This window comes from Planktothricoides sp. SR001, from assembly GCF_001276715.1.
Classification (GTDB): domain Bacteria; phylum Cyanobacteriota; class Cyanobacteriia; order Cyanobacteriales; family Laspinemataceae; genus Planktothricoides; species Planktothricoides raciborskii.
In genome coordinates, this window is sequence record NZ_LIUQ01000035.1 from 22,592 (window position 1) to 38,158 (window position 15,567).

The window sequence follows — 15,567 nt, forward strand, 5'->3', positions numbered from 1 at the left end:
TGGATCCTTATCAGCAATGGTGATTTGTACTCAGTGGGCATCAATTAATTCTGTGCTAATCTCAATCGTCGGTTGAAAGCATTCTGACTGGTTACGGCAGACTGGATCGTCAATCGCAACCGGGGATGATTTTTGCTTTGGGTGAGTTAAGGCATCGATATTGCATCCCCAACGCTTCGCGAACGCCTTTGTCAAAATATTAATAAAAACTTGGTTAACTTCTCCAGCATAGCATTCAAGGGAATTTGTTGATAATTTTTAATTACCTGAATTATGGGGCGATCGCTCTCCCGATCGTAGAAGCGATGTTGCCAAATCATCAAACTACTTTCCAGCGTGAATATCCACTTTCTTTAACTTTGACTCACGCCAGAAAAAACTCGTAAATAATCAACAATTTTTTTAATTCGTTGACCCCCCACATTCATCCATTGCCAAATTTTTTGAAAATCGTCTGAAATAAATTACCAATCAATTTATTCGGTTGTACAATGGTTTTTGGCGTATTTGGCAAAGCTGCTTCATCAAGCTTGACTAACTGTAATAAATCGGCAGGATAATAATTTATATGACTAATATTACCTTGAATAAAATTTACTGGATTATTGATTTCGCGATCGATGCCCGCCACTAACTGCCCCAAGGAAGCGATCTTTTCAGTTTGAATTAACTGGTTTTGCGTCTGTTTTAGTTCTTGCAAGGTTTTTTATAAAAAAATATTTTTTTCTTTCTACGTTGGAGCGATCGCAGATTTAGCTGATTTTCGATTATTAACAGCACATCCACAGGTTGAAACGGTTTAGTAATATAGTCTACCCCACCACAGCTAAAAGCTTTCACCTTATCCCCCAACTCATCCAAACCACTAATAAAAATTACCGGAATCTCAGAGGTTTTGGGATTTTATTTTAACTTTTGGCAAACTTCATAACCATCAATGCCCCACATTTTAAGATCCAGGAGAATTAAGTCCGGTAAAATCTCACTAGGTTTGGCTAATGCCGTCAACCCATCTAAGGCTTGGAAAACTTCATACCCTTTTCGTTGCAAAATTCCCGCCGCCAAACGGATATTATAAGCCGTATCATCAACGACTAAAAATTTTTTTCACTGAAAATTACCTGTTAAATTGTCATTCATGTTGCATCATATATTCAATATAAAATTAATTATTAAAAATTTAAAAAATAAGCAAAAAATAAAAAGTTAACCAGATAAATTACAGTTAAATTAGCAGTAAATATTAAATTTTAGCCTCATCGTTCGCTGCCTAATCAGCACGGTTGAATCAAAATATCCGGGAAATGCTTCAATATGGCAAGTGATATGTAACAATATAACAATATATTGGTTAATATTGCTTCTATTCAAGAGCGATCGCTCCAAACCCATTTTTCAGGGCGGCCTCTGATAATTTTCCCAAAGGTCTAATCATCAAGCTTTGTCGCAAGTTTAGATAAAATCCCCGATGCTGTTATTATACAAAGATAAATGGCGATCGCACCCATTCACAGCTTTATTGCCGTTTTGTTTCTTCTTGAAAAATTAGCGAGTTTTCAGTTATGTGTGCACGTGGCATAGATGTTTCCGACTGGCAGGATCCAGTAAACTGGCAGGCCGTGGCCAACTCTGGCATGGCCTTTGGTTTCACCAAAGCCACTGAAGGATCTAATTTTGTGGCGGAGACTTTTAATCGCAATTGGCGCGATATCAAGGCTGTTGGTTTAGCCCGGGGAGCCTATCACTTTTATCGACCCAAACATAGTCCCCAAGCCCAGGCGGACATCTTTCTCCGCACGGTTAAATTAGAGCCGGATGATTTGCCCCCAGTATTGGACATTGAAACCACCGATGGGATGCCCAACGGCACAATTATCTCTGGGATTACCCAATGGTTGCAAATCGTCGAAAAAGAAACAGGGCGTCAACCGATTATTTACACCTATCCCTACACCTGGGAAATCTTCGGTAATCCTACCAGTTTTTCTGATTACCCCCTGTGGATTGCCCACTACACCACCGCCTATCAACCGATCATTCCAGCGGGATGGGATGGTTGGACTTTTTGGCAATACACCGATCGCGGCCAAGTCAATGGCATTGCCGGAGGGGTGGATGTCAACTGGTTTAATGTCTCCCGACAAGGGGCCAAAGGATCTCATGTGGCCTATATTCAAAAAGTTTTAAATCAAAAAGGATTTTATTCAGATTCCGTCAATGGGATTTTCAGCGATCGCGTCACCCAGAGTGTCATGGCCTTTCAACGGGCGATGAATTTAGTCGTAGATGGAGTCGTGGGAATTCAAACCTGGAGAGCCTTAGTTTCTCAGATCCAACCGCCCCGACCCACGCCGACGCCTGCCCCTGCGCCAGCACCTGCCCCTGCCCCTGCCCCTGCCCCTGCGCCCACGCCCGCGCCTGCGCCTGCGCCCACGCCCACGCCCGCGCCGATCATTGGTTTGTTAGATGTTTGTCGTTTTTATCGCAATTTGCCCAACCAAAACTATGCTTTAGACTGGCTGCACCAACAAGTATCCGCCTCAAACTTGAATGAATTCGCCCGTCGGTGGCGCAATGATCCGGCATCAGCGTCTCCTCGTCCAATTCATCTGGCCAATGTTTTCAAGTATTATCAGGGACTACCGCATCAAGAAAATGCTCTGTTGTGGCTCCAAAATCAACTGTCTCGGGATATTCTCCAACAATTTGCCCGTTTGTGGCGATCGACCAACACCCAAGCAGTGAGTCAATCAACCCCAATTCGCTTAAGCGATGTGTGCGAATATTATCGGGGGTTAAGCAATCAACAGCAATCGCTCAATTGGCTGCAAGCACAAATCCCCAGCTTTACCCAACAAGAATTTGCCCGTCGCTGGCGCAATCAAACCACTTTTCAAGGATCGACCATTAGTTTAATCAATGTCTGCCAATTTTATCAGGGCCTGCCGCATCAATATCAGTCTCTTCTGTGGTTACAAAGCCAAATTAGCACCTCGGTGTTAGAGGCATTTGCCCGTCGCTGGCGAGGTTAGGCGTGGTTAATCGCAGTTAATGGTTGAATCACGATTAACCCTGATGAATTCACCGGCTGCGATATTGCATCCGCAACGCCGAAGCGCGATATTGCATCCGCAACGCCGAAGCGCGATATTGCATCCGCAACGCCGAAGCGTGATCGCACAAAATAGCGCTTGAGTGGATTGACGCTGTTTAGTGGTCTTCTTGATTGGCGCCGATCGCGATCGCCATTCCTTCCCGGGCAAGGCAACTATTGGGAAAAGCTTGCTGCACATCGGCTTCCACCCGATCCAAAAAGTCATCATCATGGGCAGGATCGTGGTGAAAAATCACTAACTTTCTCACATTCGCCGCTAAAGCAACTTTGACTGCTTCTTCCCAAGTGGAATGACCCCAACCCACTTTCGAGGTTTTGGGATGGTAGTATTCTTCATCGGTGTAGGTGGCGTCGTAAATTAAAACATCCGCATCCCGGACTAAATGCAAGACATTTTCATCGAGGCGATCGGCATAATGTTCCGTATCCGTGCAGTAAACCGCCGTACCGCGATCGCTAGTGACTCGATACCCAATTGCCTGACCGGGATGATTCAATAAACTCGTTTCGATGGTTACATCGTCAAGCTGAATAATCTCTTGGGGCTTAACCGTATAAAACTTTAAATCTGACTGCATTCCTTTCAAAGGAATAGGAAAATTAGGATGAAGCATCTGGTCAGAAAGACGCTGTTTCATCGTATGTCCCGTGGGCGCCATTCCCCCATAAATATGGAAGCGATTCCCCGGCACAAAAGCCGGAACAAAAAAAGGAAATCCTTGAATATGATCCCAATGAGAGTGAGTAAAAAATATATGCGCTTCTACGGGCATTTGTGATAGCAAGTTTTTACCCAGTACCCTGATGCCTGTACCGCCATCAAAGATCAGACGTTTACCGGCGACCTGCATCTCCACACAGGAGGTATTGCCACCATAGCGAACAGTTTCTTTGCCTGGGGTAGGAATGCTTCCTCTTACCCCCCAAAAACGGACTAAAAAATCAATGGAAGTGCTGGTTTCCATACTGGCTTTTCCATCAAACTGTTGTGGACGATGTGCCAAGGCTGAATTAACCCAGCCTCGACCAGATTTACTGGGGATGGGGATGCTTGCAATATATCCCCCAAGACCTTGACTAATTATAAATTTGTTCTGGTTGCTCAGTGGGGACTCCGGAGAGTTTCACCCACCAAAATCAACCCACTCAAATCAACCCGTTCAAAAACCCAAATTTTAACATTAATCATTTGTAGCCTATCTTAAAGTGAAATATCTGGCTAGAAAAGCTGACGTTATCAAAAAACCCTGTCTTTTGTTTCCCGACTCAGAGGCAGGAAGCTATCTTGGTGGGATTAATTGCCAGTCCGCTACCTGCCCCTGGGCGATCGCTACTTGCTACCGGCTCTTGTGTACTTTTCCACCAGGGGGGCTACTTGGTCAATATCTTGCCAACCCAGGATTTCTGTCACCTTTTTCTCAAGATTTTTATAGGTTCTAAAGAATTCGGCAATTTCGTCTAAGCGATGCTTGGCTACATCTTTTAGGGATGTCACGTTGGCATAGCGGGGGTCTTTGTCGGGAACGCAGAGAATTTTTTCGTCGCGATCGCCTCCATCAATCATTTCCAGCATCCCAATCGGTCTGGCGGTAATCACGCATCCTGGAAAAGTCGGCTGATCCATCAACACCATGCCATCTAAAGGATCTCCATCATCGGCCAAGGTATTGGGGACAAAGCCATAATCATAAGGATATTGCACCGAAGAAGACAGCACGCGATCCAAGGCGAATGCGCCCATCTCTTTATCGAACTCGTACTTATTTTTACTCCCAGCGGGAATTTCAATCAGAACATTAATCAGACCGGGCTTTGGTTGAGCGGGAATCCGCGATAAATCCATAAATAACTCCTTTTTTTACAAGTAAAATCTTGCATCGGCCAGACCGCGATCGGCAGTTTGACTGGCGTATCCACACCGTTCCCCTTGCGGAGGGCGAGGGAATCACCGTCAGTCATCCTACCAGAAACCATCCCTTCACAGACGACTGAAATTAAGAGATTTCCAAATTTATCGATCAATATCGATAAATAATTCGTAATTAGCAATAATTTACTCTCAAGGACTCCCGGATACTCCAAACCGCGAGGAATGTCCCGGAAAAACCTCTCCTCAAAAAAACCCGGTTTTTTGAGAAACCGGGTTGCCTGATTTTTTGGATAATTTCCCAATTGTGGGAAATTTAATATTTTCTTAAACAAAAATGATATTCAAGGGAATCGATCAATTTTTATCCAAGTATTCTAGTGGGTTTAGGGAGCAAAACCCGCTCTAAAAAATGTTTCTGACATCATATTTATGCCCTCTGAGAAATTGTGAACCGGCATCACTTTTCCAAGGTGGGAATCTGATATCGACCTTCCCCAAAAGTTTGACTATCTGCCTGAGAGTAATAGCCAATTACCCATAACGGCAAGAGTAAAGTCAATAGCGCGATCGCCATCCCAAACAGATTTTCCCACCTCTGGGAAGGTTGTTCACTAGATCGGACGGAGGATTCACCTGATTGCATAACCTGGTTAATTGTTAAGGATTATATGAGTCTGTTGCATAGTGATTATGATTATAACCAACTAATCACTACTGCATTGTTTATTTTGAACTTATTTAAATTGCCAGAAGTTCCTGGCTGTTAGCTTTCACCTTGGGTATTGGTGTAGCTAAAATTATTAAAAATGATTTGTTAATATCCTATCATAAACTTATATCATAAACTTGTGAAGAAGTTGTGAAGCGCGATCGCCCATTTGCTGTTGATTGATTATTGGTTGGTGGTTATTGGTTGGTGGTTATTGGTTGGTGGTTATTAGTTATTGTTTAGGAGATTTATGCGGCAAACCACAAACAACCACCAACGAATAATAAATAGCAAATAACTAATAACTGATAACTAATAATTAATAACCAATAATTAATAAATAATTATTTAACGAATCGTCACCTGAGAACGGAGGAGAATCACCCCAGGTGCATCCACCATAAAGACCCAAAAACCGCGATCGCTCAGAGTTTGCAGGACTTTTTTCGCGGTATTTTGGTTGTCGGTAAATTCGGCTAACAAATAAGGACGTTGCTGATAGGAGACAAGACCGACGCTCTGTGGTAATAATTGCTGTAATTCTACGGCGACTTGGGGATTGTTAAAATAATCGACTAACACCGCATATCCCTGACGCAAGGGTTGAGGATTGTATGGTTCACTTACCGTGCGGATTCTAGGTGGCATACTGGAATCATCCTGGGGAACGGCAACAAAGGCAGATAATCCGAAATTGGTATTAATATATTGAGCCCAATTACTAGCTGCGTTGATGCTGGGAAACCCCTCAACTCTGAGCACCACATCATCTAAATACTGACAAGCGGTAGCGATGACTTGTGGGGGCAGGATACCCATCACTTGCTGCTGAGTTTCATTGCTATTCGTGACGATTAACAGGAGGGACTCACCAAATTTCGGCGGTTGACAAGGGAGAAACCCCGCCCCGTTTGTGTTATTGGCTGGGGCTTTTGTGGGTGTGAACCATGCCGCGATCGATAAGACCAAAGCACCGAATCTTTGTAAATATGGCGATCGCCTGCGATAGAAATTTTGACTCATAGCCGAATTAAGCCACCTTTGTGGAATCTTTGATCATTATATTGACTGTTGACGGATCCGGGCGAACGCAAGAACGCCCCTACAGACCGGCGAAACATAACCAATCGACCCATGTCAAGGAGAAAACAGCGATCGCCCAATGCAATAGGTTAAACTCAAAATCGCCATCTCGATCGAGGTTATATCCAACATGGCTTTAGAGCACCAGACAGAAACCTTCTCCGCTGAGGAATTACAGGGAGGATCGCCGGAAATGCATCATAACGGCGATTCTCTTCGGGATAGCTTCGCTTCACGACCGTCCCCCAGCAACGGAGAAACCGCTTGGACAATCGAAGACAGCGAAGAACTGTATAGAATTAAAGGCTGGGGAGAACCCTATTTTTCCATTAATGCCGCTGGTCATGTCGCCGTTTGTCCCAGAGGCGATAACAGTGCCTCTTTGGACTTGTATGAACTGGTAGAAGCGCTGAAACAGCGCAATCTTTCCTTGCCGTTGTTAATTCGGTTTTCCGATATTTTACAAGACCGGATTGAACGGTTAAATGCTTGTTTTGCCAAGGCGATCGCCCGCTACAAATATCCGGGAATCTATCGGGGGGTATTCCCGGTTAAGTGCAATCAACAAAAGCATTTAATCGAAGATTTAGTCCGCTTTGGTCATCCGTATCAATTAGGACTAGAAGCTGGTTCTAAACCAGAATTAATGATTGCCTTAGCCTGCTTAAAACATCCTGAATCTTTACTGATTTGTAATGGGTACAAAGACCGAGAATATATTGAAACCGCGATGTTAGCCACGCGGCTGGGTAAAACGGCAATTATCGTCATTGAACAGCTTGAAGAAATCGAAACCGTGATTTCTTTGAGTAAATCTTTAGGCATTAAACCTGTGGTGGGAGTTAGAGCCAAACTCAGCAGTCGAGGGGTTGGTCGTTGGGCAGAATCTTCGGGAGAAGGGGCGAAGTTTGGCCTAATGATTCCAGAAATTATTGCCGTGGTAGATCGCCTCTCAGAAGAAGGAATGCTAGATAGCTTGCAACTATTGCATTATCATATTGGTTCGCAGATTTCTTCCATCAGCGTGATCAAAGATGCCATCCGAGAAGCCAGCCAAATTTATGTAGAATTGGCCAAGTTAGGCGCTAACATGAATTATCTGGATGTGGGCGGTGGTTTAGCCGTGGATTACGATGGGTCTAAGACTAATTTTCACGCTTCCAAAAACTACAATATGCAAAACTATGCCAATGATATTGTGGCAGAGGTGAAGGAAGCGTGCGAACAAGCAGAAATTTCTGCTCCTGTGTTAATTAGTGAAAGTGGTCGGGCTTTGGCTTCCCATCAGTCGGTGTTAATTTTTGATGTACTCGGCTGTAGTAATGTGAACACGGAACCCCCGGAAAGAACCGGAGAAAAAGAACCTCTAATTATCCGCAATCTTTACGAAACTTATCGCGATATTAACCCGGAAAATTACCAGGAAGCTTATCACGATGCGATCCAGTTTAAAGAAGAAGCCATTAGTATTTTTAACTTTGGTTATATTTCCTTACGCGATCGCGCCAAAGCGGAACAACTCTATTGGGCTTGTTGCCGGAAAATTGATGAAATTGTCAGCCATCAAAAATATATTCCCGATGACTTAGAAGCCTTGGAAAAAAACATGGCATCGACCTATTACATCAATCTTTCCGTGTTTCAATCCATGCCGGATAACTGGGCGATCGATCAACTATTTCCCATCGTCCCCATTCACCGTCTAGACGAAGAACCCACCGAACGGGGAATCCTGGCTGATTTGACCTGTGATAGTGATGGCAAAATCAATAAGTTTATTGACTTATTAGATGTGAAAACCGTCCTAGAATTACATCCTCTGAAACCCAAAGAACCCTATTATTTAGGCGTGTTTCTCAGTGGGGCTTATCAAGAAATTATGGGTAATTTACATAACTTATTTGGCGACACTAACGCCGTGCATATTCAGCTAACCCCCAATAATAGCTATAAAATTAAGTATGTGGTCAAAGGGGACACGATTACTGAAGTTTTAGGTTATGTGCAATATGATGCGGAGGATATGATTGAAAGTATTCGCCAACAAACGGAAGATGCTTTAGAAACTGGGCGGATTACTTTAGAAGAGTCTCAACGTTTGTTACAAAACTATGAACAGAGTTTAAGCCGCTATACTTATTTATCCCAGTCCTAAATTCCAGTCCGATATCTTGTCCTGAGTTTGCCAAGCTAAACGTCAATTTGTCTGGGATGATTATTGGTATGGGAATTTATATCAATTGGTTAATTCATATAAATTCCCATAGCCATAATCGATGGGGATTACTTATGTTCGTTTTTGAGAATTTCCGCGATCGCCTGTTGTTCTTCTGGTGGCTTTGCCAGGGGACTTTGGCGACTATCGGTAATTAACCAGTCTAATGCCGCAGCTTGCATATCAAAGGACACACCATGTTTATCCACACAGTAACGACCAAATACCAATTTTTCGATTAAGCGCACATTGGGACCTAAACGGGAATACTCAAAAATCACGCTATTATCAATCGTTGCCCCACCAGAAATATGACAACTTGGCCCAATCATAGTTGGCCCGATAATCGTAGCGCCATCTTCAATTTTAGTCATCCCGCCAATATACACCGGGCCTGTAATATCTACTTTGTCTAAATTCATCGCCACATTTAAGCCCGTGTAGATCCCAGGGCGAATTTCTTTCCCCGGAATGGAAACATTTTTCACCTTGCCCGCTAACACATCCCGAATTGCCTGCCAATAGTCAGGGACTTTGCCAATATCGACCCATTGAAAGTCCATTGTTAACCCGTAAAAGGGTGCTTTTTTGGCCACTAATTGAGGAAATAAATCTCCGCCAATGTCATATTCGACCCCAGAGGGAATGTAATCTAAGACTTCAGGCTCAAAAATGTAAATCCCGGTGTTGATATCGGTACTGAGGGCTTCTTCAACCGGGGGCTTTTCTTGGAATGCTTGAATCCGATTATTTTGATCGGTGACGACCACCCCATAGCTGGAGACTTGATCTTTCGGCACAGATTTCATAATAATTGTGGCGATCGAGCCTTTTTCTTTGTGCCACTTCACCGCAGCAGTTAAATCCAAGTCAATCAGCGCATCTCCACAGAGCACCACAAAGGTATCATCAAAATAGGGATAAAAGTCTTGAATCCGGCGCATTCCTCCCGCTGAACCCAACGCTTCCCCGATTAGTTTTCCTTCAACAATTCTCCCTTCAAAAGAATAGGCAATTTGCACGTCAAAACGGCTACCATCGCGAAAATAGTTTTCAATTTCATTCGCCAAGTGACTGACGTTTACCATGATTTCGTTAAAGCCATGTAAACGTAACAGTTCTACTAAAAATTCCATCACTGGTTTAGTTAGGATGGGAATCATCGGTTTAGGAACGGTATAGGTAATGGGGCGGACGCGGGTGCCTTTTCCTGCCGCCAAAATCATTGCTTTCATAGGCATCTGTAGTTTAAGAAGCTAGGGTCAACTAATTGTATCAATTAGCCGTGGTAACCTTTTCAATATACTTACTACTTGAAATTAGGCCAATCAGTAGTGGACATCATGGAAAACCTTTTCTGGGGAAATTTTTCCTGAGATTGAACAGTTAATTTACATAAATTAATTGAAAAGTTTTCTCTCCTTGTGGGACTCAGGATGGTTTGGGTTTCCTGGTTAAAGAGAAAAGCTAGGGGGCGATCGCGATCGCCGCAAATAATACTCTTAGAAACATAGAAATGTCCCGTCTCGGAGAGGGGACACTGAATCAATCTAAATCCAATCTAAATCAATCTATAGTTATTTTAAATGTGCGATTCGTTCCCCTCCAAAGTGGAAGCAAAACGGCTGAAACGTCGTGTGGGTGTCGGTTTGAGTAACGAATAGTCTAAGCCGATGAACGGCTCCACAAACCCTTATAACTGTGGTGAAAGTTGTCCAATAAGGAGGACAATACCCGGATTTCCTGGAATTATAATTACATTCCAGGGGTAATAGGCAAACGCCCGTCCTGAACCCTCTTAATCACTAAGTAGCGAAACTGGTTGATCCGCTGCGTTCAAAATGGATAACATGGGGAATAAGTGGGTAATTATTTGATTAACCCACAAAAGTCAAAGTAAGCAGTAGACAAGGCTTTGATATTGAAGTCCTAAAAGTACCCAGGGGGATAGGGTGGACTATTAGCTAATTATACCCGAAACCACGGAACGAAGTATCCCCCCCTATTGGCTCTCAAAGCAATTTGAGTAGTGATAAGTGTAAGGGCAAGCCTTTGTGGGGGTCAGATGTATCCAGAAGCAAAAGACTGGGGTAATGCCTGGTATATGCAGAGGGGATACGGCGGTAAAGTTAGTCCTAACATGGTTTACCTGAATACGTTATCAGCCACCTGCAAGGGTAGGAATAAATTAAAACATTCATTGTGCGTACAGTGAGCGAAAGCTGAGTGGGTAATTGCCCCCAAGATGCATTTGAATGCAATACATCGAACGGCCTGAACCGAACCATCAAGGCGGCATCGTCCCACGGGTCAAAGTGAGAAGACTATGCCAAACGGGATAGTGCAAGCTACCCTAGTAGGAGCCAAGTAAAGCGAGTACCGCCCGGAGCGGCAGGGTCGTGAAAGTGGCACGTTCCGTTTTGAATGGGAGGTCAGAGGAGCGATTCTCTGATCTACCCCTACTAAAAATGTAAAAATGAGACATTTAATCTCTGTTAGTAGGGGCGTCCAAGCGAACCTCTCCTACATAGGGGTTCGCTTGGACGCCCCTACATAATTGTATTAATCTTATTTGAAATAACGATAAACCAATCTAAATCAATCTACATCAACCAAAAAAAACAAAGTCTGGGGCAATTTTTCCCGAAACCTTCAGTCAAGCCGATAGGAAACAGCGGATCTCTCGGAGATTTCCGCTCGTCAGACCGATGGTCGATCTCCGAGATAGCTCGCAAAATTTATGTATTTTATATGTATTTTAACTGTCTTACATTGCCTGTAAATTCATGGAGATAGAAATCGAGCGAATTTTTAAATCCTGGTAAAATTCTTCCTGACAGAGCTCAACTTTCGACTGTGCCGACAGCAGCAACAGCGCCCAGAAAACCCCTACCCGGTCATAATGTTTGTGGGATCCAGGATTTTTGTGGCTGCCATTGGCCGATCCTTGAAAGTTAGAAATTTTCCATCGCTCCACTAAATCATCAATTTCTAGCCAATCATCATTGTCGGTTAACTCGTGCCACTGGTCAGAAAGAAATTGATCCAAGGCTTTGGCGACTTCCGCAAGATTTTCTTGGGTGGCAAATTCACTCAGCGCCCGCACCGCCGCTTTAGATTGAGCTTTATTGGGTTTAGGGCGGTTGGTGCTGCGCTTGGGAGTATATTCTTCCAGGGTTTGAGACATCAGTTGTAGCTGATCGATCAACTCTTGTAAGGTGACGCGGCGTTTTTTTGGCACGGGAGCCACGGCCCGACGGCGGAGTTGTTTCTCCAGTCTCAAAGGCATCAGGGAATTTTGCTCATCAGCATCCAAGTCTTCGACCTCTGCTTCGGGAGATTCCTCTTCGTCGGACAACGATTCAGCCCTCACCAGGTTATCCGCTTTGAGTAATACCAACATTGAGGCATATAAAAAAGCTTGTCCAGACCGAGATAGAGCGACTTCTCGCTCCACTTGACTGGCGTCATGTACGGGCACCAGTCCACTTAAGTATCGGTCAATTACATCAATGACTTGCACATCCCAGGGATCGATTTCTCCCTGGTTGGCCAAGTCAATTAGTAGTGCGATCGCATCTTGCGCCAGAGAACCACTCATATTTAACCCAAAAAATACCTGCGAGCAGCAAAGAAATAATTTCAGAACATATGGATATTTTCGGACTGCACGGAAAAATCTTTCTTCCTCCCTTGATTCCCGCCAATCTTACCCGCCAATGAAAGCTTTGTCATCCATCAGATATCTGACAAACAGATATCTGACAAAATTGGCCTGTCTGCTGCCGACGATTGATTGCCTCGGACACGAAGTCCGCGATATTGCATCCGCAACGCCGAAGCGAACGCCCCTTGACCGGAAAAGTAATGCGGTATGGCGGTTGAGCAAAAATATTCTCTCTCGGTTAGGGGGTTAAAGCAGAGGTGGCACCAATATGACCGAATATGACCGAACCAGCACAATCCGTGATTAGTCCAGGTGATTCACTTCCTTACTTTATCCCATTAGGGGTAGATGGGGAAATCGCTCTCCCCACCTCCCATTCAGAACCCAGCGTGCCACTTTCATGGCACTAGGCTAGGCTCCTACCCACGTTGACCCCTTACATGGGTACGACTACCAGAGTGGTAATTCTTCCTCCGCCCTTGGGCGCTTCCGCCATATCTTGACTTTAAGTCGTGACAATGAGCATGAAGCAATTGCAGGTTTTTGTATTCATCCTTTCCGCCTTGGCTTCTAGGAATGATATGGTCTACTTCTAGCAGGTCGCTGCTTGTGAAGTATTGTCCGCAATATGGGCATTTACCCTTTTGCTGAAACAGCAATTTTGCCACTCTCGTAGGGGCTTCGATGTCTTGTCCTCGCCTGGTACTCCAGTAAAACCAGTTTCCGTCGAATGGTGATTTGTCAGGCTTGACTAGGGTATGTCGTTTGATTTCGACATCCGCGTGTTTCCATAGCGTCAGTCCGTCTTTTGTTGCAAACGTCCATTTGCCGTGTCTACCTTACCAGTCATGCTATATCCCAAAATCTGCCGTTAAGCCTCGGGGCATATACCACAAAATTTTGGGTCAACTTGACTATGCAGAAGAGTTGCCGGAAAACTTTGGGGACTGTCGGTTAGTTCTTGTCCGCGGGCAGTATTATCTGTGCGTCCCCTCATCCGGGCCTACCACCCATCAGCCCGACAACCAAGGGCGGGTGGTAGCCTTAGACCCTGGAGTTAGAACATTCCTAACCTTCTTTTCTGAACAGAAAGTCGGGAAGATAGGAGAGTCAGATTTCTCCAGGATTCAACGTCTATGTCATCACCTCGACGATCTGATTTCTCGATTTAGCTGCGTAAGCGCCCCGCAACGGCGGCGGATGAAAAAAGCCGCTGACAGGATCAGGGTCAGGATTCGCAACCTGGTAGATGAATTGCATCCGCATTGCCGCCAGATTTCTGGTAGACAACTTTGATGTAATTCTCCTGCCAACGTTTGAGACTTCAAATATGAGCCGCAAGGCCACAAGAAAAATCCGCTCAAAGACTGTGCGGAATATGCTTTCATTTGGGCATTACCGTTTCGAGCAATTCCTGAAACATAAAGCAACAGAGCGCGGGTCTCTGGTGGTGGATGTCTGTGAAGCGTACACCAGCAAAACGGTTAGCTGGACTGGTGAGATTCGAGCAATTGGCGGGGCGAAAACGGATACCTTTTTGCTAACTTTCATTAACAAATGCAAGATGCTCACTCATCCAGGGCGTATCTACCAAAGCCCGCAAGAATATCCCGCGAGCGCCATTTACGTCTCGATCCATCACCTTTCCATCAAGAGCCGACTTAATGGGTCATCTCGGTAATGCTTACGAATCATTGCCGGGGATGTGTCCAGCAACGCGGCGATCGCCTCTTCCGACATCCCAGACTCTAACCAACGATTCTGGGTAGTGTGACGGGAATGGTATGTTGGGAGATACTCGCTGATTTCCCCGGCATCTACCAGTGACTCAACGACCGGCTTAAATATCCGATTGGTAAAATTGTCAATGGTGATATACCAACGACGGGGTGACGGAAAAACCAGATCGGGGTAGTGAGGCCGGTTGATAGTTTTTAGATGACGGGAAATTCTTGGCTCACGGTGAATCGTCTCTTTTCTGGGAATTGCCATGATTAAATCTGCCAGTTCTGAGTTAACCGGAAAAACCCGTGGTGTATTTTTGCCGTTGCGATCTCCTTTACTAGGCTTGAGAATCCCATCTGTATAGGCACGGTCAAAGTAAATCTTGATAGGCCGGTCCCGTTCCCAGACGATTTGTTCCCACTCCAGAGGGATCGCCAGTTGCGGTCAGGCCCCGGTTAGAAACAGAAATTTTAAAAACTGACCATAGTAAGAATGCTTGATATAGGCATAGGGTGAGGTAAAGCGGTCAGTGGCGATCGCTTTGAGAATTGTCATGGCTTCAGAGTCAGAGTAAGCTTTACCAGATTTCTCAGGATTTTCACACTGACTCTTTAAAATGGCTAAATCACGGCTATAAGGATTTTTTTCCCAGATGTCTTGTTTTACAGCCCAATTAGCGCAAGCGGATATCTTTGTGTAGTAAAAAACCAAGGTGCTTGGTTTGTAGTGCTTGGTTAAGAAACTCAAAAGTTCTTTAGAATTACTTAATCTCAGTAACTCTGGGTCAACTTTTGTGAGCATTTTTTCAACGCGGGGATAAGCATCTGTCAGGGTTGTTTCTTGAACTTTCCCTTGCTGAGTTTTGAAATCAACAAACTTAACCCAAGCATCTAGCAATGATGGGATTTTTGGCGCCACGGCAATTTTCAACCCAGGGCGATACTTTTGCAGTGTTGGATCGAATGCCGGTGGTTGTAATCCTAGAAAATCATGTTTAATATCTTGTCTAATGATATCTGCAATTTTTTCAGCCTTACGGCGGTCCCGTCGGTCATCCCATTTAAGTGGCAAGGTCATCTCATAATTTTTCTGCTTACCGTCTTGAGTCAGTCGAAACCTGATAAATATGGACCCAGTTTTTTTGGGCTTAGGGGTGATTTTAGGAATCATATATTATTTATTA

The 15,567-nt window shown here is 44.4% G+C and carries 18 protein-coding genes and 1 pseudogene; 4 read left to right on the forward strand and 15 right to left on the reverse strand.

All coding sequences use genetic code 11. The features are described 5' to 3' along the window. Positions 1–30: 30 nt before the first annotated feature. The 5 genes from AM228_RS35435 to AM228_RS35445 form a co-directional block, all read right to left on the reverse strand. Positions 31–195 carry a hypothetical protein gene (locus AM228_RS35435; RefSeq protein ID WP_156331898.1) on the reverse strand — a complete coding sequence of 55 codons (165 nt, stop codon included), beginning with the start codon at positions 193–195 and terminating at the stop codon, positions 31–33. Beyond that, a complete protein-coding gene (locus tag AM228_RS36285; RefSeq protein WP_255353225.1) occupies positions 192–320 on the reverse strand; it encodes a hypothetical protein in 129 nt (42 codons plus the stop codon). The genes AM228_RS35435 and AM228_RS36285 overlap by 4 nt, the downstream gene beginning before the upstream one ends. A gap of 104 nt (positions 321–424) precedes the next feature. Then, the gene (locus tag AM228_RS34370) at positions 425–700 is read right to left on the reverse strand and encodes a hypothetical protein (RefSeq protein ID WP_054468129.1); all 276 of its coding nucleotides are present in this window, start codon (positions 698–700) and stop codon (positions 425–427) included. Continuing rightward, on the reverse strand, positions 688–840 hold the full coding sequence (locus AM228_RS35440; protein WP_231636865.1) for a hypothetical protein: 153 nt from the start codon (positions 838–840) through the stop codon (positions 688–690). The genes AM228_RS34370 and AM228_RS35440 overlap by 13 nt, the downstream gene beginning before the upstream one ends. Before the next feature lie 63 nt (positions 841–903). Beyond that, positions 904–1,050, reverse strand: coding sequence for a response regulator (locus AM228_RS35445; RefSeq protein WP_231636866.1), 147 nt, complete (start codon positions 1,048–1,050; stop codon positions 904–906). A 512-nt stretch (positions 1,051–1,562) separates the two neighbouring features. On the opposite strand from AM228_RS35445, the gene AM228_RS18930 reads away from it, so the two are divergent. Further along, a complete protein-coding gene (locus AM228_RS18930) occupies positions 1,563–3,032 on the forward strand; it encodes a GH25 family lysozyme (protein ID WP_072160847.1) in 1,470 nt (489 codons plus the stop codon). 178 nt (positions 3,033–3,210) lie between these two features. On the opposite strand, the gene AM228_RS18935 is transcribed toward AM228_RS18930, so the two are convergent. The 4 genes from AM228_RS18935 to AM228_RS18955 form a co-directional block, all read right to left on the reverse strand. Continuing rightward, on the reverse strand, positions 3,211–4,080 hold the full coding sequence (locus AM228_RS18935) for an MBL fold metallo-hydrolase (RefSeq protein ID WP_054468131.1): 870 nt from the start codon (positions 4,078–4,080) through the stop codon (positions 3,211–3,213). A 365-nt stretch (positions 4,081–4,445) separates the two neighbouring features. After that, positions 4,446–4,958 (reverse strand): inorganic diphosphatase, encoded by a 513-nt coding sequence (locus AM228_RS18940; protein WP_054468133.1) that lies wholly within the window; start codon positions 4,956–4,958, stop codon positions 4,446–4,448. Between the two features lie 484 nt (positions 4,959–5,442). Next, on the reverse strand, positions 5,443–5,628 hold the full coding sequence (locus tag AM228_RS18950) for a hypothetical protein (RefSeq protein ID WP_054468137.1): 186 nt from the start codon (positions 5,626–5,628) through the stop codon (positions 5,443–5,445). Between the two features lie 414 nt (positions 5,629–6,042). After that, positions 6,043–6,717: a hypothetical protein gene (locus tag AM228_RS18955; protein WP_054468139.1), complete on the reverse strand. Its 675-nt coding sequence runs from the start codon at positions 6,715–6,717 to the stop codon at positions 6,043–6,045. Between the two features lie 190 nt (positions 6,718–6,907). Here AM228_RS18955 and speA point away from each other — a divergent pair, with 190 nt between their 5' ends. Further along, positions 6,908–8,932 (forward strand): biosynthetic arginine decarboxylase, encoded by a 2,025-nt coding sequence (gene speA / locus AM228_RS18960; RefSeq protein ID WP_231636867.1) that lies wholly within the window; start codon positions 6,908–6,910, stop codon positions 8,930–8,932. 128 nt (positions 8,933–9,060) lie between these two features. Here speA and AM228_RS18965 read toward each other — a convergent pair whose 3' ends face one another. The 3 genes from AM228_RS18965 to AM228_RS18970 all read right to left on the reverse strand — a co-directional run bounded on the left by AM228_RS18965 (position 9,061) and on the right by AM228_RS18970 (position 12,593). After that, a complete protein-coding gene (locus AM228_RS18965; RefSeq protein ID WP_054468141.1) occupies positions 9,061–10,227 on the reverse strand; it encodes a sugar phosphate nucleotidyltransferase in 1,167 nt (388 codons plus the stop codon). A 74-nt stretch (positions 10,228–10,301) separates the two neighbouring features. Then, positions 10,302–10,541 (reverse strand): hypothetical protein, encoded by a 240-nt coding sequence (locus AM228_RS33050; protein WP_156331899.1) that lies wholly within the window; start codon positions 10,539–10,541, stop codon positions 10,302–10,304. 1,218 nt (positions 10,542–11,759) lie between these two features. Continuing rightward, positions 11,760–12,593 (reverse strand): segregation/condensation protein A, encoded by an 834-nt coding sequence (locus AM228_RS18970; protein WP_054468143.1) that lies wholly within the window; start codon positions 12,591–12,593, stop codon positions 11,760–11,762. A gap of 169 nt (positions 12,594–12,762) precedes the next feature. Between AM228_RS18970 and AM228_RS33055 the strand changes: the two genes are divergently transcribed. After that, complete coding sequence (locus AM228_RS33055; protein ID WP_156331900.1) at positions 12,763–12,909, forward strand: hypothetical protein; 147 nt, start codon at positions 12,763–12,765, stop codon at positions 12,907–12,909. Between the two features lie 169 nt (positions 12,910–13,078). Here the strand turns inward: AM228_RS33055 and AM228_RS29920 are convergent. Then, a pseudogene (locus AM228_RS29920) lies at positions 13,079–13,495 on the reverse strand (HNH endonuclease); the annotation flags it as partial. Positions 13,496–13,559: 64 nt separating this feature from the next. Here AM228_RS29920 and AM228_RS36875 point away from each other — a divergent pair. Further along, complete coding sequence (locus AM228_RS36875; RefSeq protein WP_354634981.1) at positions 13,560–13,955, forward strand: hypothetical protein; 396 nt, start codon at positions 13,560–13,562, stop codon at positions 13,953–13,955. Positions 13,956–14,297: 342 nt separating this feature from the next. On the opposite strand, the gene AM228_RS33060 is transcribed toward AM228_RS36875, so the two are convergent. Beyond that, entirely contained in the window at positions 14,298–14,651 is a 354-nt protein-coding gene (locus AM228_RS33060; protein WP_072160849.1) for a hypothetical protein, read from the reverse strand. Positions 14,652–14,828: 177 nt separating this feature from the next. Then, entirely contained in the window at positions 14,829–15,461 is a 633-nt protein-coding gene (locus AM228_RS18980; RefSeq protein WP_156331901.1) for a hypothetical protein, read from the reverse strand. Between the last annotated feature and the right edge of the window lie 106 nt (positions 15,462–15,567).

Coding starts and splice junctions, on each gene's coding strand:
- AM228_RS18950 (WP_054468137.1), bottom strand. CDS start 5,628: ATGCAATCAGGTGAATCCTCCGTCCGATCTAGTGAACAACCTTCCCAG.
- AM228_RS18980 (WP_156331901.1), bottom strand. CDS start 15,461: ATGACCTTGCCACTTAAATGGGATGACCGACGGGACCGCCGTAAGGCT.
- AM228_RS18955 (WP_054468139.1), bottom strand. CDS start 6,717: ATGAGTCAAAATTTCTATCGCAGGCGATCGCCATATTTACAAAGATTC.
- AM228_RS18965 (WP_054468141.1), bottom strand. CDS start 10,227: ATGAAAGCAATGATTTTGGCGGCAGGAAAAGGCACCCGCGTCCGCCCC.
- AM228_RS36285 (WP_255353225.1), bottom strand. CDS start 320: ATGATTTGGCAACATCGCTTCTACGATCGGGAGAGCGATCGCCCCATA.
- AM228_RS18935 (WP_054468131.1), bottom strand. CDS start 4,080: ATGGAAACCAGCACTTCCATTGATTTTTTAGTCCGTTTTTGGGGGGTA.
- AM228_RS18930 (WP_072160847.1), top strand. CDS start 1,563: ATGTGTGCACGTGGCATAGATGTTTCCGACTGGCAGGATCCAGTAAAC.
- AM228_RS18970 (WP_054468143.1), bottom strand. CDS start 12,593: ATGAGTGGTTCTCTGGCGCAAGATGCGATCGCACTACTAATTGACTTG.
- AM228_RS18940 (WP_054468133.1), bottom strand. CDS start 4,958: ATGGATTTATCGCGGATTCCCGCTCAACCAAAGCCCGGTCTGATTAAT.
- AM228_RS33060 (WP_072160849.1), bottom strand. CDS start 14,651: ATGGCAATTCCCAGAAAAGAGACGATTCACCGTGAGCCAAGAATTTCC.
- speA (WP_231636867.1), top strand. CDS start 6,908: ATGGCTTTAGAGCACCAGACAGAAACCTTCTCCGCTGAGGAATTACAG.